Origin of the sequence: Jezberella montanilacus (assembly GCF_003003055.1) — a bacterium.
Classification (GTDB): Bacteria; Pseudomonadota; Gammaproteobacteria; order Burkholderiales; family Burkholderiaceae_B; genus Zwartia; species Zwartia montanilacus.
Genome location: NZ_PVTV01000013.1, coordinates 40,936 through 62,100, shown reverse-complemented (window position 1 = coordinate 62,100; position 21,165 = coordinate 40,936). Strand labels below are relative to the sequence as shown.

Sequence of the window (21,165 nt, the reverse complement as noted above, 5' to 3'; positions counted from 1 at the left end):
CACGGCGACTGCAAACAATAAAAAGACCTCGAACACTGTCCGAGGTCTTTTTTAATGCTGGGCTGACAACCCCGGCGAGCCGGGATCTCGAGCAGTGGTGAGTTCTTAGAAGCCCATACCGCCCATGCCACCCATACCACCCATGCCGCCCATATCACCACCAGGCATACCGCCACCAGCTGGCTTGTCTTCAGGCGCTTCGCAAACAGCGGCTTCTGTTGTCAGCAACAAGCTGGCGACTGATGCTGCGTTTTGCAGTGCTGTGCGGGTCACTTTAGTTGGATCCAGAACGCCTTGCTCAACCAGATCACCGTACTCACCGGTGGCTGCGTTAAAGCCGTAGTTTCCTTTGCCGTTTGCAACGTTGTTAACCACAACGCTTGGCTCGTCACCAGCGTTAGCAACGATGGTGCGCAGTGGCTCTTCGATTGCGCGCAGAACCAGTTTGATACCAGCGTCCTGGTCGGCGTTGTCGCCTTTGACTTGTGACACGGCAGCGCGTGTACGGATCAATGCAACGCCACCGCCAGGAACAATGCCTTCTTCCACAGCAGCGCGAGTCGCGTGCAGGGCATCTTCGACACGTGCTTTCTTTTCTTTCATCTCGACTTCGGTCGCAGCGCCGACGCGAATCACGGCAACACCACCAGCTAATTTAGCCACGCGTTCTTGCAGTTTTTCACGATCGTAGTCTGAGCTTGCTTCTTCGATCTGGACACGAACTTGCTTGACGCGTGCTTCGATTGATTTTGCGTCGCCTGCGCCGTCGATGATAGTGGTGTTTTCTTTACCCACTTCGATGCGCTTGGCTTGACCAAGTTCAGCCAAGGTTGCTTTTTCGAGCGACATACCGGTCTCTTCAGAGATCACGGTACCACCAGTCAGGATAGCGATGTCTTCGAGCATTGCTTTGCGGCGATCACCAAAACCAGGCGCTTTAACAGCGGTGGTCTTGAGAATGCCACGGATGTTGTTCACAACCAAAGTTGCCAGTGCTTCGCCTTCGACATCTTCAGCAACGATCAACAAAGGACGGCTTGACTTAGCAACTTGCTCGAGTACGGGCAGCAGATCGCGAATGTTGCTGATCTTTTTGTCGTAAATCAGGATGAAAGGATCTTCCATCGCTGACACTTGCTTGTCAGGATTGTTGATGAAGTAAGGTGACAGGTAGCCACGGTCAAACTGCATGCCTTCAACGACGTCGAGCTCGTTTTCGAGCGACTTGCCGTCTTCAACAGTGATGACGCCTTCTTTACCGACTTTTTCCATTGCGTCAGCAATGATCTGGCCGATTGACGCGTCGCTGTTTGCCGAGATCGAACCGACTTGAGCGATTTCTTTGCTGGTTGTGCAAGGCTTTGAAAGCTTCTTGAGCTCTTCAACTGCGCAGATGACAGCTTTGTCGATACCGCGCTTAAGATCCATTGGATTGATACCAGCGGCAACGTATTTCAGACCTTCGACAACGATCGATTGTGCCAAAACTGTTGCTGTCGTTGTACCGTCACCAGCGTTGTCAGAAGTCTTGGAAGCAACTTCTTTGACCAACTGTGCACCGATGTTTTCGAATTTGTCTTTGAGTTCGATTTCTTTAGCAACCGATACGCCGTCTTTGGTGACGGTTGGGGCGCCAAAAGAACGCTCAAGCACAACGTTACGGCCTTTTGGGCCAAGAGTTGTTTTTACTGCGTTGGCGAGGATGTTTACGCCACGGACGATACGCACGCGTGCGTCATCACCGAATAAGACTTGTTTAGCAGCCATTTAATTTCCTTCGTGTCTGAGGTGTATTACAGGACCACGGCGAGAATTTCTTCTTCGCGGATCACGAGTACTTCTTCGCCGTCGACTTTTACAGTCTGACCAGCATATTTACCGAACAATACTTTGTCGCCAACTTTGACGTCCATTGGCAAAACTTTGCCATCTTCGGTTTGTTTGCCAGGACCGACAGCGAGAATTTCGCCTTGATCAGGCTTTTCAGCAGCGCTTTCTGGGATGACGATGCCGGACGCAGTCTTACGCTCGTTATCCAGGCGTTTGACGATCACGCGATCGTGCAGGGGACGCAGGGCCATATTGAACTCCTGTTAAAAGTTAAAGGTAAAGTTAGTGTCGAGAGCCGTACTTAGATTGCTAGCACTCATCTACCACGAGTGCTAATTATAAGGTCGGTTTTGAGGATTGCAAGGGGGGTGTTGAGACCGGTTGTCGATTTTCTTGTCGAAAATCAGCGAATGTCGTTGGCAATCCATGTCCAGAGTTTTGCAAACTAAGTCTGGAGTCGATATCTATAGCTGGCCGTACATTCTCAGTAAGTGATCACTAGCAATGACCTAGAAAAGAGGTTTTTGAAGTTCGCGCAACTTAAAATAGTTTCATAACCTGCGGGTTACGGTACTACGAAAATAACAGTTGCCAGAGTTTATGTAAGTGATTGTTTTGATTGACTAAGATAGTCCAGACAAAAGTTGCCAGAAATTCAAAAAATATCTATAGGAATTATAAATTTATATTATTTATCAATAAGTTATGGCTAAATACGTTGCAAACCGTATGAACAAAGTCGCTTTCCTCATTGAAATCTTGCCCTAGACTATTTAAATTGAGGATCGTTATGCCAGATCGTCGTGACCTGTGCTTTTGTCCGTTGGGAGTTGCGCGAACAGCCGATCAAACCACCAGTCAATATGGTGTTGAGCAGTCGCTGGACGTTTGGATTTCACATGAGGCAGCACATGGACTGGTAAGCCAATACTACTAGGTTGATCTGGATGAGGTGCGAGACTTCGCAGCGAAATGGTCTTGGTTTTACAATAACGAACGCTCAAACATGGCATTGGGTGGTTTCACACCAAAACAGCGGCAGGCAACGGCCGCACAGCTCTACCTCTGACCTCAGTTAAAAAGGGGAGGATTACCTCTCTCCTAGTTGTAAGTTGTAGTCGGCAATCCAACACTTTGCAACCAAAAAATATCCGGTCCAGTCCGATATAGATTTTAATTGCCGACGCCGGTTGAATACTACTGCCTGGAATTCAAAACGCTCAGGACGAATCACTGATCGGTTTGCTGTGGAACGAGAGTCCATTTTCCGCGGACTACCCATGCATCTATCTCTTGATCGGTTTTGTCGATGCTCAAACCGGATCGAAATGCGCCAGGGGGTAGGCCAAATTTACGCTTAAACGCAGTAATAAAGTGATTTACGTGCGAGTACCCGATCGTATGCGAAATAACCTTTATCGGTTGATGTCCCAGCTCAAGTGCGTACTTAGCTTGTTCAAGGCGATGATTGGTTAGGAACGAAAAAATGGACTCATGATATTCATCCATGAACTCTTTGTTGAGTTGATTTGGTGATGCACCAAAACGTTTACTTAGACCTGCAAGTGTTGGAGTCTTGCCGTCAATCGTGATCAGATGGTCGTGCACTGCCTTAGCTCGCGATCGTGACGGTTTGTTGTGCAGTGTCACTACTTTTGAATCCAGGTACAGAGATAGGCTGCACAGGTATTCCAACACGCCCGAATGCAATCGTAATGCTTTCAATTTATCGGTGAGTCTGTTATCGAGACAGTCATCAAGAATATTTGAAATGGATGGGGGTACCTTTAGTGATGGATTGAAGGAATTAAATTTTTCGATCCCAATCGTGTTCAGCATTGAGGAGGCGAGCTCTTCTCCCATCAAAATATTTAATTGACTCATCGGGATCATCAACGCACTCAGTTCAAGATCGGTTTTTGTATTAAAAGATTGTTCCAGTGAGTATTGTTCGATGTGCGCAAACAGATCCAAACCTGGCATTCTTAGAGTCTTTTTAGGCAAGAGTGAAGGATCCGAGATCGCAAGCGATCCACGGTGAACGATAGTTACGGCAAAAACAGGTTCAGCGAGCTTGACACTGAATTTGCCCACATTTATTTCTGGTGGACATACGTTACGAAAAAATCGGTGTGAGCTTCTCACGAGCTCCATGCCATCGGATGTTTGTGTGTGCGACGAATATCCCTCAGCCCACCCTTCGGGGTATGGATAACTTACTTCTTTTGTTTCAATTACTGCACCGACTTCACTAGCAGCATCTTCAACCTCTGATGAATCAAGGAGCCATTCTATTTTATGGACCTGCACTTTATCTGACATACTTTTTTTACTCTCGCTCTTAATTTTTTTGACATGAATAGGTCAAATTTCACAACCGTCAATAGGCCTCAGACGCTTCAAGCATGAGACCAACAATAATTCTAAATCCTTCTAATTGCGTCATAAATATGGCATGTCATATTTATTCGTAGAAGTCATGTGTGATTTCGTTGTCGATACTTTACTCAATGAGCATAAGCATCAGTCACAATCAATTATCGATTTGGTTGCTTGAAGCGGCTGCGCAACAAACCGTATTTCATATTGAGTAAATCAGACATTTTAGATACGTAAATGAATACGTAATGTCTAAGGCGTTTGATCGCCTTGGCGAGGGCAATTGATTGCCACTGGCAATTAAAAACTATCAACCAAAGTAAATAACGACATGAACTCAAGCATTAATTTAAATTTCAAGGTGCGATTGTTTAGTGCTTTATCTGCGCAGAACATAAGTAAGCGACTCTTAATTAGTTTAAGCATTGCCATCGCATTTTGCGGTGCTGCTTTTAATCAGGCCGTTTTGGCGCAAACATGCTTGACCAGTACGACGGCCATCACGACGGTCGCCACAACCACAACCTATGGCGGTACCGCCAGTTCAAACCCTGGGTCAAACAATTGTTACCTCTGGACAGGAGGAAATTTAACTTTTGGTAGCTACACCAACTTTAGTTCAACAGTTGCGAATGGCGGTAACTTAATTAACTTTGGCAGTAACAATGTACCCTACGCATTTACAAACTACGGCACCATTACCTTTAACTATAGCGGAGGGGATGCGTTTTCCGTATTTGGCGGAACCGGCACAGTCGCTTCGGCCACTAACTATGGAACGATCAATAGCATCTCGTCGAAGTTTGTCGCAGGTATGGGCAGTTACGGTGGCTATATTGGTACGGTTAATAACAGTGGCACCATATCGACCACCGGTAGTTCAATTAAATTTGTTAGCGACGGCTACTTTGGCACGGTCTCTAATAGTGGTACCTTAACATCGTCCTTAAATACTGCAGACGGAATTAATGCCCATACCGCATCCAAAAGTTTGACGTATGGTAGCGTCACTAACACTGGTCTAATCAAAGCTTCTGGTGACGGGATAGCTTTATACAGTGCGTCAGCGACGAAGCTCGGAACAATTTCTTCTGTCACCAACAGCGGAAGTATTCTCTCAATCGCTACCGCTGGTGGGCACGACAATGCACTTAATAGCGGAGCCGACAACGGATCCGGTATTTACACTGGCTTTGCTGCGACGACTGTTTCCAACTCAGGCACGATCTCAACTGCTGTTGGCTATGGGATCTATAACGATACGCCAGGAAATATTACAACACTCACCAATACAGGCAGTATTGCTGCAACGGGTAGCAGCAGATACGGGATTTATAACCTGGGGACTATTGGCACGCTGAACAATAGTCAGGGTGCTGGTAACGCGAATGGTGCGCTGACCTATTCGGGTAAGTTGCCAACGAACTACAACATTATTATCAACAGCGCGACGAACTTCGGACGACTCGCGGTGACAGCTGTGACAGGTTCAACGTTATTTGGTATTTCATCGCTGTCGACACCTGGTGCTATTTTAAATACGCCACTTACTTCGGTGCTGAGTGGCATTACGCCCACACAACTGGGCCTCTCGGGGACAGCAACGAGCACGAGTGCTATTTCCAACGGTTACACCTATACCCTGAGTGAAACGGGATCGAGTACGAACATTTGGAACTTGCTCATCGCTGCTTGTTCTGGATGTGACACCAGCAGTGGCAGCAGCAGTGGTAGTAGTAGCAGCAGTAGTAGCAGCAGCAGTAGTAGCAGCAGTAGTAGCAGTAGTGGCAACATTCAAAGCAGCAGCGCTAGTAGCGTCCCTACCAGTGTTTCAAAGGGCGCAAGGGTCAGCCTCAGTAGCGTGAAGTCCCTCTTAAGCATTTCACTCTCTGGAGGCGTCTTAGCGCTGGATGCGGAAGATCGTGCTACCCAGTCCATCGTGCTGGCAAACGTCGGCGGCACGATCGCTGCCCCGACTTCTGGTAAAGCAACCCTCTCAGGGCCACTGACAGGGGTTGGTCCTTTAACGGTCACTGGCTCTGGCACCCTGAGTCTGACCGCGGTAAATACTTACACTGGTGGCACGACCGTTTCGAGCGGAACCTTGTCGGTGGCCGGATCATCGCCTACTGGCACCGGTGATGTTGTTGTGGCGTCTGCGGCAGGCTTAATGGGGACTGGTACGATTCCCGGTAACGTCCTCGTCTACGGTTTACTCAAGCCCGGTAACTCACCGGGTTACCTAGCAGCGACCAACAATCTGACACTTAACTCGGGGTCTGTTTACCAGCAAGACATTGCGGGCACGACGCAGGCTTCTAGCACCTCGCCCGTTGGAGCCACAGGGTATTACTCATTTATGAATGTTGGTGGTCAGCTCACCATCAACTCTGGTGCCACGCTCACCCCCACATTGCAGAGCCTATTCCAGACAACAGAATCAGGCTATGGAAGTGCATCGTATGTGCCCAACTTGGGTGATACATTTCGGATCGTCACGGCGCTGGGTGGTATTTCTGGCGCTTTCACATCTGTTTCTCAACCGGCTGGGTTGGCGTCTGGCACACAGTTCATCCCGTTCTATAACTATGCGGGGAGTAACAGTATAGATTTGGCGGTGATCCCAACGTCTTACTCGTCTACCTTGGCCAATTCCAGCCGCAATAGCCTGTCTGTGGCATCCGCACTTGATCGACTCAGTGCAGCGCAGTTTGCAGGAACAGCCACGACGACTCAGAGCAATCTAATGTACGCAACAGCCACCCAAACCTTGTCGTCACTGCCGAGCTTTAGTCAAGCTCTGGCTGGTGAAGTCTATGGCGCCGCGTTGGTGACTGTGCCTCAAGCAACCTTGCGTGCGCAAAGTGCCGTCATGGCAAGGCTCGGTGACAAGTCGCTTGGTGCAGCACCTGGGATGAATTCCCCAATTATCAATCCAACTGGGGTTACTGCCCAGAACCCAATGGGCGAGCCTAACGCGAGCGTGAGCACTAATCCCACCGTGAACCCGACAGAGGACTTGGCCATTCCCTATCGTCCGAACGTCTGGGGGGAGATTGCTTACCAGTACGGAAGCAGATCCTCAGACTCAAACGCCAGTGGCTATAACAGCAGTCTTTATCAGGCCGTGTTTGGGACAGATCTCTACCAAGAGAATGGCATCAAAGCGGGTGTGGGCTTTACGCTATCGACCACAGGATTAACCAATAACAACGGGAGCGGCACGGTTGGGCAAGAGTCTATCTTTGTCTACGGCAAGCTACCCGTGTTCGAGAACTATGTGCTTGATGGCATGGCAAGCTTCGGTATGAGCAACACGAGCGTCACCCGCAACGATCCCACGTCCAGTGCAAGTCTCAAAGGGAAAAATATACTAGGTAACGATACCTTGTTAAGCCTTGGCATCAGCAGACCGGTTGAGGTTAGCGACTACAACCTGATTTTTACGCCCTATGCACGGGTAACTTGGCAGATGGTCAACCAATCCCCGTTTGATGAGGGCACGGCGAGTGTAGCGGCCCTGAGCGTGAACGGCTACTCGGGTAATGGCGTCAGGGGCGTTATTGGTCTCTCGGCTGGATCTCTAAACAAAGATCCAATGGTCGATGATTACACCTACAGCGTAAACCTTGCTGTGGGTGCTGATACCAACACGCTCATCAATCCGACCTTGACAGCAAACCTTGCAGGCTTTGGTACCAACATCTATACAGCAAATGTGGGCAGTGTCTTTGTGCAAGCAGGCCTGAGGGGTACCGCGAAAGTTGCAAACAGTGCATACGCGTATGCGGGTATCACGGGTGAAACACGAACCGGTCAAAGCCTTGGCGTCGTGAACGTAGGCTTAATGGCTCAGTTTTAAAGAAAAGGTACGTCCAGATAGCAATAGAGGCGGCTATTAGAATCGACAGATCAGTCAAATTTTTTTGTTGAGGGATTTACATGACGGGCATGAAGCCAGCCATTCAATAGTCAGAGCTGGCTTGCTTTTACCGGTAATAAAGATGTTGCGCCTACTTTAAGTAATATTATTTTCGTCGTTACTGGCTATTACTTTGGCGCTAAATCGACCGAAGACACCGATCGCGATTCAAACTAAATTGAATGAACTAATCTGCGATCAGGAGAAAACAATATGTTGTTGTCCCTCGTCGAATCTAAGCTGTCGGTGACGCTGTTGTCGGCTCGGTACTGCTCGCTTTTGCAAGCTTCCGATGTGCTTTTGCTAGCTTCTGTTGAGCAGAGGCGTTTCTGCCTGCCGATGGGGGTGCGGCTGAAAACTTTGACTGGTAATCCTCACCGTTTTAATAGGGGTGAGAAGTAGAGGCAGATCAATGATGGAGCTTATAGCGATTTGGGTAAGGCTTTATTGGTGTCAAATTCGTTGACCCAAAACCTCGAAAGTGTCAAATTCGCTGAAGCAAAGATGTCAAATTCGTTGATTTATTTTTTTGTAAGTGCTTGATTTTTATATAGTGCCGAGTGCCATATTCGCTGATTTTCGACACGAAAATCAGCGAATGTGGCACTCAAGTCACGAAGTTGGCACTCGTCGGAAAAACAGAGAGGCATAACCCACAAGGGTTTCCAAGCGCTTTCACCAGATTTGGGCGATTTTATGGCGAATATTCTTAATATTTGTTGAACTGATCTTTCCTGCTTTTAAGTCACTCAATTTGACACTAATAAAAACTTATCGCCTGATGGTTTGGTATTCAACTGTCGAATTGCAAGGACTCTGACAATGTCGCGCTGAATAAATCCCCGACTTACTGACCTTTGATCATAATCGTGTCGCACGGTTAATTTTCATCCGGCGTCAACACAAACATTAACCGCTCGGGTAACCATCACACCTGAGCTTCTTCAATCAGTCAAACGTCGCTTGCTTAGCCACGATGCGTCATACAGACTTGTGGGCTTGATTCAACTCAACACTGGACTACGCTTGTCAGAGCCTATCTTTGTAAGGCTTGAGGACTGCGTACTTGATCACGAGATCCCGCACGTATGGGTTCTCAAGAACGCACTATCTGACCGCAAAACCAAGTCCAGCATTCGCTGCGTCCCGCTAGTTGGTGTTTCACCTCAAGCTGCCAAAAAGACCAATGACTTTTTATCACTTGCCGGGCTGTCTAGTTTGGCCAGACCAGCTCTATTTGTTACATACCCGCGATATCAGACGATCGGATAATTGTTTTAGTTCATTAAAATTAATTTCACCTGGCAAATTGCCATGCGAATTAAGTATAACTATGTCGCTGACTGACAATTCTGGAAAATCTAAATCGATTTTTCCAACAGACCTAGTTTTGCAATCAATGGTAGCCTTAATATTAGCTCCCCTCTTTATCGCCTCCGCACTTGTCCAGGGCTTAACATTACCCAGCGGCGGGTCCGCAAGCCCCCAAGTGTGTTTTGCTGGTTCGGTCAGACTGAAAATGATGCGGCCATCGGGGCCTTTGGTTTTACTCTCAAAATTGATATTGCCTGGATATATCAAAAATTTCGCCCAGTTAAAAAAAACAATATTTCCTCTTTGGCGTACAAATTCATCAGGTATTTCAACCATTTTGCTTTTATAACCATGAGCATCAATGAAATGAAATGATAGAACGGTGATTAAAAGTTTTAAGATAAGTTTGTTTTGCATAAAAATCCGTTTTTAAAAATCTAACTAAGGCTGTGTATCTCGTTTAATGCCCTCGATAGTGTAGTTAGACGCCACACCAACACCGAATGGCCAGCTCAGAGTTCAACAGTTACGGAACTGTGGGCTATACGCTTGAACAGAAGTTGGAAGTAATTACGCGGGTTGAAATTTAAGGCATCCGACACCAAGCGAGATCTAACTTGCTTGGTGGATTCCATGTACATTCGTTTCTGCTTATTAAACGTTATGATCTTCTGCTTGAAATTTTTTTTCGATTAATTCCATCTGCGCCACTGCATTTCCTGCTGTTTGTGCATCCACCTTTCGCTGCGCCTTGGCGAAGTACATGCAAAGACAACCAGTTAATCCTGTAGCTACAAATGCACCCCATGAAATCAGGATTGGCATTGGCATCCGTTTGTCACCTTCAGGAACCGGAATATCTAATGTGATTGCCGATAGAAGCCCTGAGCCAGCTATGCCTAGCAGCACAGAACCCAGTGTGTGCCAAAAATTGGTGTCGTCTTTCAAAGCTGACACTTGCCCTTTGATGTGGTCCCACTCTTCAACCAGTATCACGTACGCCCTCTTTTTTTGCGGTGGGATGATCTCGTAATCTTGGGAGACCTTGAAGTTGCTTTCTTCACCCATTTTTGGTCTCCCTATCTACTGCGCCTGAAACGATTGCGTTAACTAGGACAGTGTTTCCGCAGTTGTCACAAGTTACAGGCACTATTGGCACGATTGGGCCGCTACCAATAACGAGGTTCCCATCATGAAACTCTCGTAGCTCAAATACTTTGTCGGAAACGTTCCAATTACCAGTACCGCACATAGGGCACTTTTGACTACGCCATTTCAGCTTCAAGTGATCAATAAATTTTTCTGATTTAACGTCTGACATGGCTTTCCTGTCGTTTGGGCTTAAATAATTTGGCTGGTGAAATCTTACAGTGCTGAGTTAAATCACGTTATCTGAAGTACGCCAGCTGCCCATCGCACAAACCCTCAACAAGCTAGCAACTTGCTAACGTGCAAACGGGTCAAATCAGCCCTACAAGCAGCGTAAAAATTTGCTGGCTGGACTGGGTAGCTTGCCAGTCAAAAAGCAGTTAGTATGAGGTTCCCTCTGTATTTCGTCTACCAAAGGGTTCGTTTCATGCTACCAGTTTTTCCTTATCTTGCTGACTGAGCCAGCTGTGCAGGAAGTTGTACGGTGATACATATCCGAGAGTTGAATATTGTCTCTTCCGATTGTAAAACACCTCGATATACTCGAAGCTCATATCGCGCATCTCGGCTCGTGTCTGAAACCGTTTGGGGGGCATGAGAGAGGCGCGGAATATCCTCGTCCAACTTTTCCGCCGCATCTCACTCTAGGCTCAATTGCAAAAGCGGTCAACGGCAAGCTCAAGGCACTCGCACAAAGAAAAGTAGTGCCGATTTTTTTCATACTTCACTCCAGACGAGCGTTATTTTTTAGCTTGCGATTCAATATAAGACCGGATTGGCGCAGGCAAGGGGCCTTCAACAAATTTGCCATCTTTATAAACCGCCTGATGATAGCCAGACGCGCCATGCCCATAACAGGCTCCCACGTAAAATGAACTGGGCGCATCAGTTGGAACTTCTTTTGACAAATAAACAGAATTGAAAACATACAAATGTTTTGAATCTGGATCGTAGTCTGCGCTCATTGCAATGTGATCACCTTTGTCGACCGATAACCCAAGAAATTTGATGGTGAAAGGGTCGCCGTAATCAGGTTTGATGGTGAGTTTTTTGACGCCCTTCCACTGAGGGTTGTTCGCGTCGCCGACATTGCCTTTTTTCGTTGCTTCATCAACAACAGCTCCGGCCGTCATGGCTGCTCCAACTGATATTACCGCATTCGCAACAAGCCCAAGTCCAGGAACCGTTGCGCCAAGCACCTGTCCAATCTGCCCGGACTCGACGTAGGACTTCCGCTTCGTTGGATCGATGAAATCGGGAGCTTCAGAAACGTCCTCAGCGCTCAGAACGGTCGCGCAACCGCCGCTATATCGGATCAACTGAGGCTCCGGTTGCGGCGGTCTGGCGCAGGCCGTCACCACTCCCAGCAGGGTGACAACTAATGTAATTTTAAGAATATGCATGATCTTTTCTTATTTGTCGTGTTGTGATTGAAATTGCTTTGACGAGTCACGCAATTAAAGTCATTCCGGCGTGCATATTTTACCAATGCCGACCCTTGTTATCAGACAGCTTATAGGCACGATAAACTTCGACGCGAAAAGGTCATCGACAATTTTTATAGTGTTTGCCGAGGCAATCTCGCGCCATCTGTTGAGCCTTTTCAATTTGTGCAGTCGTCATTCGTTTGGCAGCTATATTGCGAATTTCTTCCGCGCCTTTAAGTGCTTGAGCCGCAGCTAGATTTGTCCACATGTGGGCTAGTACAAAGTCTTGAGGGACACCTTGCCCCTTGTAATACATCAAGCCAAGGTTGCCTTGCGCTTTTGCATCCCCTTGCTCAGCAGCGAGCCTGTACCATTTCATAGCTTCAGCGTAGTTTTGGGCTACACCGTGCCCGAAGTCATACATCAGGCCAAGGTTTGACTGCGCTTGTGCATCCCCTTGCTCAGCAGCGAGCCTGTACCATTTCATAGCTTCAGCGTAGTTTTGGGCTACACCGTGCCCGAAGTCATACATCATGCCAAGGTTTGACTGCGCTTGTGCATCCCCCTGCGCAGCAGCGAGCTTGTACCATTTCATAGCTTCAGCGTAGTTTTGGGTTACACCGCGCCCGAAGTAATACATCCCGCCAATTTTTAACTGCGCTTGTGCAGACCCTTGCGCAGACCCTTGCGCAGCAGCGAGCTTGTACCATTTCATAGCTTCAGCGTAGTTTTGGGTTACACCGTGCCCGAAGTCATACATCACGCCAAGGTTGTGCTGCGCTCGTGCTTCCCCTTGCTCAGCAGCGAGCTTGTACCATTTCATAGCTTCAGCGTAGTTTTGGGTTACACCGTGCCCGAAGTCATACATCACGCCAAGGTTGTGCTGCGCTTCTGCATACCCTTGCTTAGCGGCGAGTTTGTACCATTTCACAGCTTCAGCGTAGTTTTGGGCTACACCTTGCCCGGATTCATACATCACGCCAAGGGAGTACTGCGCGCTTGCATCCCCCTGCGCAGCAGCGAGCTTGAACCATTTCATAGCTTCAGCGTAGTTTTGGGTTACACCGCGCCCGAAGTAATACATCCCGCCAATTTTTAACTGCGCTTGTGCAGACCCTTGCGCAGACCCTTGCGCAGCAGCGAGCTTGTACCATTTCATAGCTTCAGCGTAGTTTTGGGCTACACCGTGCCCGAAGTCATACATCACGCCAAGGTTTGACTGCGCTTGTGCAGACCCTAGCGCAGCAGCGAGCTTGTACCATTTCATAGCTTCAGCGTAGTTTTGGGCTACACCTTGCCCGGATTCATACATCACGCCAAGGGAGTACTGCGCGCTTGCATCCCCCTGCGCAGCAGCGAGCTTGAACCATTTCATAGCTTCAGCGTAGTTTTGGGCTACACCTTGCCCGTTGTAATACATCACGCCAAGGGTGTACTGCGCCCATGATTCGCCTTTATCCGCCTCGGACTTTGCAATTGTTAACGCCGTCGCATAGTCGCCCCGATCAGCCGACATTAAGACGTCATCCTTAGGCGTTCCCATAGCATTACTTGAGACGAGTAAAAGTAGGGCAAGTATGAGTTTTTTCATCTTGTTTTATGAGGTAGCTTGATTGTCTAAAGAGATGCAAAGTAAGCTGTTCGGAGATGCGGTCGAAAAGTTCGACGCTTATCGCTTCTACGCACGAGGTCACAACACGCAAAGGTATGTAAGCACCAGTAAAAAAACGCGAGAGCATTTAGTCTATGACTGCGATAATCTCTCCGCGTCCAGTAAATCAATTACGACGGCTCAAATTAACGCCATCGATCACGCAGTTTGACACCACGCCTGTATCGCGACCACCAGGCCAGAGCTTACCAAAGAAATGGAATGATTCATGCTCAGCCACCTGACCCCGCTCATTGAGTTGTGAAAACCAGGCTGGCTTATCGTATTTATAAGCAAATATTTTGAGATGAACCTCACCGCCTTCAAACTCAACAGATAATTGATTGGGGCCAATATTGCCTCTTTCAGTGAACTCACCTTTGCCATCCACGATTTTTGCTTGATGAAAAGCAACTTCGTGGTGGCCAGAAGGATGAGGACGGACAGTTTCGCAGACAATGCTCATATCCCACTCCCCGTCGTAGGGATTGGGTGCTGCGTTACATAAAATGGGCAGCAGAAAAGGTAATGCCAGTATTGATTTTTTTAACATGATGTTATTTTCTTATTTTGAAAAGAGATCACTCAGTTGCACGGGATTAATATTGATTTTTAGCAGGGTTACGCGATAAACACGCGGGCTGATTTATGTCTTAGTCCGAGACTTTCTAGCTGTTATGCGAGGTAGCTGGATATACCGAGGTTCCTTGATCATCACTTTTGGTTCACCATACCCCTTTTTCGACATTAACTGTGATGATTGATGATTTTCACCAGAGGTGTATCACAAGTAATTTTGATGAATCAATCTCTCAATTTTAGGGGGTATTCGTGCGTCGCATAGCTATACCTCAGACCTCAGTTGAAAAGGGACTACCGCATGTGCATGCCAACTTTATTTAGATAGTGCAATTTTTACAATCCTATGTTTAGGGGATTGACATTTAATCGCAGTGCGTCGGAAAATCATCACAATAGTTTGATATTTTTTCACTCTTTTTAAAACGACCTGCGGTCTAAAACGATGGTGCCTAAGTGTCAAAGATAAGTTTGGTGGATTCACTCAAAAGTCTTTCTGACGACCACTCACTATTCCGTAAATTCTTTTCGCACGGATTACTAGAGATAGAGCTATACAAACCCGAGGGGGTCGACCTTCAAAAACCGCATGATCGTGATGAAATTTACGTCGTGGCATCGGGTTCGTCCCATTTCACCGTGGGTGCTAAAGAATATGACGCTGTTGTTGGCGATGTCCTATTTGTGGCGGCGGGTATTGAACATCGTTTCAGTCAGTTTTCTGATGACTTTGCCACTTGGGTGTTTTTTTATGGGCCTGAAGGTGGTGAATGCCCACAAGTTGATTAGTAATCTAGATTAGAGATCTACAAATGCCTTTCGCAACGACTGAAGTTCCAAGAACTCGGACTCCAGCAGACGTCCAAGGGTTGACTGATTCCGTGTGTGACACTGCGTATTCTGGCTAACGTGACCGCCGATTCTGCCTTATCGTGACCAGTTTCGACAGTTCGAAACCAGTTCTACGGATCATCTAGTGGGAGAACGCAATGATCTCAGCAAAATATGTCATTTCATTTGCCAACTACAACCAATGGCAAAACATCAATACCATTGAAGCAGCAGATGAACTGAATGAAGAACAACGAAAGCAAGATGTGGGTGCGTTTTTTGGCTCAATACAGGGGACGTTAAGCCATCTGCTTTGGGGTGATTCGATCTGGCTTGACCGATTGACTCATACTCAATACAAAGCATCTCCTATCGATGAATCTGGCTCAGCTTGGGCGAATTGGGAAGAATACAAGATCGCCCGCAAAGGAATGGATCAAAAGTTTATTTGCTGGGCTAAAACAGTTACGGACGATTGGTTAAATGAAACGCTCACTTACACAACCGCCCGTGGCATAGAGGTTACAAAACCTGTCGACCTACTGGTTGCTCATATCTTTAACCATCAAACTCATCATCGCGGGCAAGTTCATTGCTTACTTACTCAGTTTGGTGTTGCCACTAAAGATACTGATATCTTGTTATTGCGAGAGGCCATCAACTAGCGTTCGCCCTGGGGTTTTTCGTTTGAGGGTTACTGCGTTTTCTGTGGGTGCTTTATGACACTTTCGATTGCTCAAAATATAGCTGGTGCAATAGATGATGCTGGACGAGGAAACTTCGAACTTGGTTTTCGAGATCTTTGCACCGCTATTGACCAAAGTGCAAAAAAACATTTAGGAAAAGAATTTGGTGAGGGGAACGCATATAAACAATTCCTTGATGAACACATTTGGATTGTCGAATTGATGGCCTTCCCAGGATGGGATTTGTTAGAGTCGAAATTTGGAAACTATCCGATTAACGGGAAGCATAAGACGTACCATACACCGAGTTTTTCGGAAATTATTTATCACGCTATACGATGCGAACTGTCACACGGTGATGGGATCGCTACAAATATTAAATGGGTTGAAAGCGTGCATGTGAAAAACGTGGGCCGTGAATACTTGGAGCTACCATTTCAGGTGTTTTGGGGATTGGTCGCGATCGCTGTATTTGCCAAGTGCAATAGTGACGAACGCATCCATAAGAGTTATTGGTTGGATATTGCAGGAAATAAGCTACAGATCGACGATTTTTTTGGTCAACTGGACACAATGAAAAGAATCTATGAAAGACGTATTCTTAGAGGCGCAGATGGGTTGCCTTTAAAGATAGTAATGATATTGTCGCAAGGACATGATTACCCGATCACAATAGAAGTTGCTGAGCATTAAACCGTTGACTTCGGTGACCAGTTTGTCGTGCTCAAGGCTTCTGCTCTTGGGTTTTTCTAAAACTCCAGACATCGTTTGCCAGAAAATCGGAAACTCCAGAGAACGATTGCCAGTTCAAAAAAATGCGACTTTGCCAGAGTTGTAGTAACTCATCGTTTTTATTCAACAATGGACTCCAGACTTGGATTGCCAACTACACTTAACTTGCAAATCCTTATGCGTCCTTGTGTCGTTGGCCGTCCAAGTTCAAAGTCAATATTTATAGCTGGCAACACTTTTAGGGGAAGCACTTACTCTCAAAGGGCTTAAGATCACTATTGTTGAACTTCGCCAACGCAAAAGAGTTTCGTAATTTGAGAATTATGTTGCCCCGAAAAATCGGTTGCCAGATTCTGTATAAGTTATTGTTTTTTGTTAGATTTCATAGTCCAGACTTCTATTGCTAAAACGTTAATCTTTTTTCAAAAAAGTATCGATTTTTTTCAAATATATCAAAGCTTTGCGTGCTAACTGAAAAACCAACATAACAAATAACAGCGATGCTGCTCCAGGTTAGCTTCATTTCGCAGCTACCCAAACAAGAATGCGACCATCAGCGTAGTTGCGCACGACACGCCAGCGGCCTTAAAAGCGTTTGACACAGCGATAGGAAACTTACGATTACTCTTAATCATTTCCAATAATTCCTGCGACGAGGACTTACGGCATAAACCAGTCCAACTTTTCCGCCGCACCCCCAAAGGGGGTGCGGCGGAAAAGTTGGACTACTTGAAGGTGGTTCATGTACTCATACGAAGACCGAAGTCGAGTAGTAGTTTTTTTAGCTAGGCCGCAACGGGTAATCTCACATTTGTCATGCCGTGTACATGACTCGATGTAAATGATAAAGTGTCGATATTAATAAAAAAAATATTGGATACATCCACACTCTCGTGAAATGTGCCAGCATACGCGACATGCAATAGATAGTATGCCGAGCCACAAAGTGGTGGAAAAAGTTTGTATGCCCCAGGCAATACAGTTAATTGAAAAGGCGCAGTCGCAGCTGAATCAGTTTTAGGATGTGATCTGTGATTAAACTGTTAGATCCGTTAGCGTAGCTTCGAGAACTTGCAGCAGATGGTGATATCTGCAGCTTGCTGCCCATCCAGACGAATATGAAAATCATCAGGCTGCAGCCGCATGAACTCCATATCACGGGTCAAAAGCACGTGGCGAATCGCATCGACGACAGCAGTCTTTCCGGCATCATTTTCACCGACAAGCGCGGTCACGCCCTCGTGGAACTGCACACAGAAAATCGGTTCTTCTGCCCCGAACTGGCGAAAATTCTTGATCTGGATTTCTGAGAGGTACATCGCCAGTTCCGGTTAAGTGAGGATAGATGCCTACACGGCTACGCCTAGAAAAATCGCGTCCTGAGACGGTTTTGTATTTGCCTTTTGCTGAATAATTCGGCATCGTTCCAGCAGAACGTCAAAAGGCTCGGCATCATCAAGGAACAAGCCGTCCTCGACCATGTGCTGATAGTCAGAAGCAAGCGTGACCAGCGCACCGTCATCTGGTACAAGTTGCAGGCCGCCAGAAACTGCCGCGTGGTAGTCGATCAGTTCGCCCTGCGGGGATTTCTCGGCGAAGAACATGCTCTTATGATCGGCAACTGCTTTACCGAGCGCCGTGTCTGCGATAGCCGCATCCACGAAACCGGCCGCATCCAGCCGAGCCACGTCATGCCAATGACGGGCAAAACGTTCACCCCCACGGAAAGTCCCCTGGGCACAGAAGACATGGATCGCCGTGGCCTTCTCCCAAAAGGTGCGCTCGGCGCGCATCACCTGGGGCGTGGCCGTCGGGAATAGGAGCATCGGCAGGTATGCAGCCGCATCGCACTGAATAAGGCGTGGTTCGCTGGGCTCGCCGGTAGAGCGGGCACCGAATTCCAGCATGACAGCCGGGGCAACGTAGCCCGTACCTGCTGCCAACGGAACGTAGTCGATAAAAACCTTGTCATCTTCGGCGCGTACCGATGCAGGTAGAGATTGCCGCTCAAGGTCCTGCTTGAGCCTTGGCGCGATTTCGCTGGAAACCCATTCAGCCAAGCGCGCCCGGATCTCTTTGCTCCATTTCTTTTCTTGGCTCTTGCTGGCTGGCAGCGGTGCGTCGGCTTCTCCGACTAAATCACCTGCGATCGCGCGGATATCGTAGGTCAGATCGACATCCTCCGAAAACCGGCGGATGACACCATAAGCCTTGGACAAAGATGTTCCACCCTTGAAGACCAGATGACCGGCATGGGGGCCATCGAACAGGTGTCGTAGCGACCAGACGACCCAGATATCTTTTTCAAGCAGATGAGGTAGGCGGCCGGAACTGCTGGCAGCCGCGTTGAGCGCCTCCAGGCGCTCAACATTAGAGAGTTCGAAAAACTCAGCCATGCGCCAGCAAAGCACTAACTTCTTGCGCCATCCAGGTCGGCAGGCGCGCACGCGCCGATGCGACTTCTTCGAGTTCGGACGGTTGCAGTTTGGACCGAAGCTTGCGCAGTGCTTCGCCAGCCTTCTCAGGTCCCAGCCAAGCGAGCGCCCGCACTACCTCTCCCGCTGGACGGCCAGGAAAGATCAGTTGCCAGATGGGCGCGTGCCGGAATTCGACCGTTTGCGCGCCGACCTTCAGACGCCGATTTCGCCCGGATGTCAGATAGATGGCCTTCATTGGCACTTGGGTGGTGAGGCCAAGCGCATTGGCCGCAGCTGCCCCATGGAGCACGATCGCTTCCCCACGCTGACTAGCCAGTCCTTCGACCATTTTACTGGTGGACGGTGCATGCATCCCGAAACGACTCTCCACGGGCAAGACGTAAATACCTCGCCCAGCCCGCAACAAGGCACCGCGCTTCACCAGGCGAGAGAGCACTTGATCTACAGCAGCCCTGCCCCCCAAATGCAGAAGCTCCTTCGCGACCAAAGGGGTGCCTTCCGGCAACCCAGATGCGTATTCCAGTACTTGTTTGGCAATGGTTTGCATAACGAAACGCCCCTATTTGGTAGAATTATGCAAAAACTTCTGACACTTGTCAAGTTGGCTGACGAATGACTTAGCAGAGCCCCGCCCACGTACGCCGTAGCCAGTTGCCTATAAGACTGCCGATAGTCACCATTGCTCTACATGGCCAATTCCGAACGATGACTGATCAAGCATTGCCCCTTCGAGGAGCAAAAGATGAATAACCAGGATTCCAGCCCACTCGACCGCATCGACGTTCGCTGCACATCGGCCAAACCGCCTCGCGACGTCGACGGATACGAAGAACGCCACCAACTTGTCGTTGCGCGCCCCTTACCTTCCGACGCATCATCCGCTGCCCCGAACTGCACCAGTTGATCCCGCTTGCCGATACGCAGATCTACGACATGGAGCGTCGTGGCGAATTTTCAAGACGTTTCAATCTGACGCCGCGTTACGTGGTGTGGACACCCACGGCGGCTTGGATGCCCCCCAAAAAAAGGACATCGCCGGTTGTCTAGAAAACCACCGTTTGATGGGCAGCCAGCTTAGATGTTCGTGGCGCCCACTAAAGACAGGCTGACTACTAAATAGCCGTTTCATCAATGTTAGGAGCCACAATATCCGATAATTCGTGGAACATTCCAGGACTAGGTCTACGGCGCATGTTGTTTAGGCGACGGTACGCCATTTCGGTGAAAGGGCGGCTTGAATCGAGCCATGAACACCTTCAGTAATACCTCAAACTTTTTTCTTATCTTATTCGATGTGTTCGCGGTTAACCAGGACTTAATCACGCATCGGCTCAGCGGTTTTTCTGAAACTCCAGACATCGTTTGCCAGAAAATCGGAAACTCCAGAGGTAATCGTCCCCTAGGTTAACCGAGGTTAGAGGTAGAATTTTCTCATTATGAGGTGTTCTACAGATGAAGAAGTCACAAGTAAAGCCCATCAGCCCTTGAGTGCCAAGGTCGACAGGTCGTAGCGCCAGTTCGGCCAGTTAGGGGCTTGCCAGATGTAGAGGTAATCTCTGCGTTTCATGCGGCGATTACGAGACTTATTCGCCGTGAGCGCAAATCAATCACCGCAATATGTGCGGCGTTTAAGGCAACTAATCTCCGCACACCAAGATTGCGGACGCGGGTTTGAGTTCGCCAACGGGAATCGAATCATGCGCTGTTTGATGACCATATTTGTGCGCGCCGGTTGAATACGGACCAACTGTTTGATCAACCGCAGGCTCAACGCACCCGAGACTTTCTTGAGCAGGTGCTTTAGTTATGTTCCTGTCAAATGGTCGCCATTTCAACATAGCTCGTTTGTGACATACCAAAAACAACCCACTTGACCGCTTGCTTCGCAACGCCAGACATTTCCTTCAAAGCATTGCGGTTCTGTTCCACATTTGCAGTTCCCATTGATACCACGCTTAGGATCCGCTGCTAAAAAATTTGCCAGTTGTTCAGCGGTCGCAAGTTTTGCTGAATACTCTTTACCATTGCTCAGATAATTGAAACTCGTAATAGTAATCAAGGCGACCAGTCCTATTTTTTGAATCCAATTATGAAATTTAGTCGGAAATGTTTAATTCCGACATCCCACATTTCAGGGGATTCATCGCCCCCTGGTAATTCAGCTCACAGTTGAATTTCCTCGCTATCCGACGTTCGACAGGCCAGTCAGAAGCAGAGCGATGCGGTC

18 protein-coding genes and 2 pseudogenes are annotated in these 21,165 nt (G+C 48.0%); 6 read left to right on the top strand and 14 right to left on the bottom strand.

The window, feature by feature from the left end; genetic code table 11:
* Positions 1-105: 105 nt before the first annotated feature.
* Both groL and groES read right to left on the bottom strand, forming a co-directional pair.
* Positions 106-1,767 carry a chaperonin GroEL gene (gene groL / locus BCM14_RS07970; protein WP_106227492.1) on the bottom strand — a complete coding sequence of 554 codons (1,662 nt, stop codon included), beginning with the start codon at positions 1,765-1,767 and terminating at the stop codon, positions 106-108.
* A gap of 26 nt (positions 1,768-1,793) precedes the next feature.
* The gene (gene groES, locus BCM14_RS07965; protein ID WP_106227491.1) at positions 1,794-2,081 is read right to left on the bottom strand and encodes a co-chaperone GroES; all 288 of its coding nucleotides are present in this window, start codon (positions 2,079-2,081) and stop codon (positions 1,794-1,796) included.
* 692 nt (positions 2,082-2,773) lie between these two features.
* Here groES and BCM14_RS15295 point away from each other — a divergent pair.
* Positions 2,774-2,899: pseudogene (locus BCM14_RS15295) on the top strand (IS3 family transposase); the annotation flags it as partial.
* A 161-nt stretch (positions 2,900-3,060) separates the two neighbouring features.
* Here the strand turns inward: BCM14_RS15295 and BCM14_RS07955 are convergent.
* A complete protein-coding gene (locus BCM14_RS07955) occupies positions 3,061-4,152 on the bottom strand; it encodes a helix-turn-helix transcriptional regulator (RefSeq protein WP_106227489.1) in 1,092 nt (363 codons plus the stop codon).
* A 538-nt stretch (positions 4,153-4,690) separates the two neighbouring features.
* Between BCM14_RS07955 and BCM14_RS07950 the strand changes: the two genes are divergently transcribed.
* Entirely contained in the window at positions 4,691-8,071 is a 3,381-nt protein-coding gene (locus BCM14_RS07950) for a beta strand repeat-containing protein (protein WP_146129746.1), read from the top strand.
* Positions 8,072-9,364: 1,293 nt separating this feature from the next.
* Here the strand turns inward: BCM14_RS07950 and BCM14_RS07945 are convergent.
* From BCM14_RS07945 to BCM14_RS07915, 6 genes and pseudogenes are all read right to left on the bottom strand, one after another.
* Positions 9,365-9,862: a hypothetical protein gene (locus BCM14_RS07945; RefSeq protein ID WP_106227487.1), complete on the bottom strand. Its 498-nt coding sequence runs from the start codon at positions 9,860-9,862 to the stop codon at positions 9,365-9,367.
* A 237-nt stretch (positions 9,863-10,099) separates the two neighbouring features.
* Positions 10,100-10,513 (bottom strand): hypothetical protein, encoded by a 414-nt coding sequence (locus BCM14_RS07940; protein WP_106227486.1) that lies wholly within the window; start codon positions 10,511-10,513, stop codon positions 10,100-10,102.
* A gap of 506 nt (positions 10,514-11,019) precedes the next feature.
* Positions 11,020-11,178 (bottom strand): annotated as a pseudogene (locus tag BCM14_RS07930) (IS3 family transposase); the annotation flags it as partial.
* Between the two features lie 156 nt (positions 11,179-11,334).
* Positions 11,335-11,997 (bottom strand): hypothetical protein, encoded by a 663-nt coding sequence (locus tag BCM14_RS07925; RefSeq protein ID WP_106227484.1) that lies wholly within the window; start codon positions 11,995-11,997, stop codon positions 11,335-11,337.
* 142 nt (positions 11,998-12,139) lie between these two features.
* Positions 12,140-13,612, bottom strand: a complete 1,473-nt coding sequence (locus BCM14_RS07920) for a tetratricopeptide repeat protein (RefSeq protein ID WP_106227483.1) — start codon at positions 13,610-13,612, stop codon at positions 12,140-12,142.
* Positions 13,613-13,799: 187 nt separating this feature from the next.
* Complete coding sequence (locus BCM14_RS07915) at positions 13,800-14,225, bottom strand: hypothetical protein (protein ID WP_106227482.1); 426 nt, start codon at positions 14,223-14,225, stop codon at positions 13,800-13,802.
* Positions 14,226-14,725: 500 nt separating this feature from the next.
* Between BCM14_RS07915 and BCM14_RS07910 the strand changes: the two genes are divergently transcribed.
* The 3 genes from BCM14_RS07910 to BCM14_RS07900 all read left to right on the top strand — a co-directional run bounded on the left by BCM14_RS07910 (position 14,726) and on the right by BCM14_RS07900 (position 16,461).
* Positions 14,726-15,040 (top strand): cupin domain-containing protein, encoded by a 315-nt coding sequence (locus BCM14_RS07910; protein ID WP_259673502.1) that lies wholly within the window; start codon positions 14,726-14,728, stop codon positions 15,038-15,040.
* A 200-nt stretch (positions 15,041-15,240) separates the two neighbouring features.
* Positions 15,241-15,747, top strand: coding sequence for a DinB family protein (locus tag BCM14_RS07905; protein WP_106227480.1), 507 nt, complete (start codon positions 15,241-15,243; stop codon positions 15,745-15,747).
* A gap of 54 nt (positions 15,748-15,801) precedes the next feature.
* Positions 15,802-16,461, top strand: coding sequence for an Rv1289 family protein (locus BCM14_RS07900; protein WP_106227479.1), 660 nt, complete (start codon positions 15,802-15,804; stop codon positions 16,459-16,461).
* A 1,091-nt stretch (positions 16,462-17,552) separates the two neighbouring features.
* On the opposite strand, the gene BCM14_RS07895 is transcribed toward BCM14_RS07900, so the two are convergent.
* The 3 genes from BCM14_RS07895 to BCM14_RS07885 are packed head-to-tail and all read right to left on the bottom strand — an operon-like array spanning position 17,553 to position 19,485.
* Entirely contained in the window at positions 17,553-17,819 is a 267-nt protein-coding gene (locus tag BCM14_RS07895) for an AAA family ATPase (RefSeq protein ID WP_106227478.1), read from the bottom strand.
* A 30-nt stretch (positions 17,820-17,849) separates the two neighbouring features.
* Entirely contained in the window at positions 17,850-18,896 is a 1,047-nt protein-coding gene (locus BCM14_RS07890; RefSeq protein WP_106227477.1) for a nucleotidyl transferase AbiEii/AbiGii toxin family protein, read from the bottom strand.
* A complete protein-coding gene (locus BCM14_RS07885; protein ID WP_106227476.1) occupies positions 18,889-19,485 on the bottom strand; it encodes a DUF6088 family protein in 597 nt (198 codons plus the stop codon). The genes BCM14_RS07890 and BCM14_RS07885 overlap by 8 nt, the downstream gene beginning before the upstream one ends.
* A 239-nt stretch (positions 19,486-19,724) precedes the next feature.
* Here BCM14_RS07885 and BCM14_RS15410 point away from each other — a divergent pair, with 239 nt between their 5' ends.
* The gene (locus BCM14_RS15410) at positions 19,725-19,985 is read left to right on the top strand and encodes an AlpA family phage regulatory protein (RefSeq protein WP_106227475.1); all 261 of its coding nucleotides are present in this window, start codon (positions 19,725-19,727) and stop codon (positions 19,983-19,985) included.
* Positions 19,986-20,415: 430 nt separating this feature from the next.
* Here the strand turns inward: BCM14_RS15410 and BCM14_RS15285 are convergent, their stop codons facing one another.
* Both BCM14_RS15285 and BCM14_RS15280 read right to left on the bottom strand, forming a co-directional pair.
* Positions 20,416-20,505 (bottom strand): DUF4172 domain-containing protein, encoded by a 90-nt coding sequence (locus BCM14_RS15285; protein WP_259673501.1) that lies wholly within the window; start codon positions 20,503-20,505, stop codon positions 20,416-20,418.
* Positions 20,506-20,753: 248 nt separating this feature from the next.
* Entirely contained in the window at positions 20,754-20,882 is a 129-nt protein-coding gene (locus BCM14_RS15280) for a hypothetical protein (protein ID WP_259673500.1), read from the bottom strand.
* Positions 20,883-21,165 lie beyond the last annotated feature (283 nt).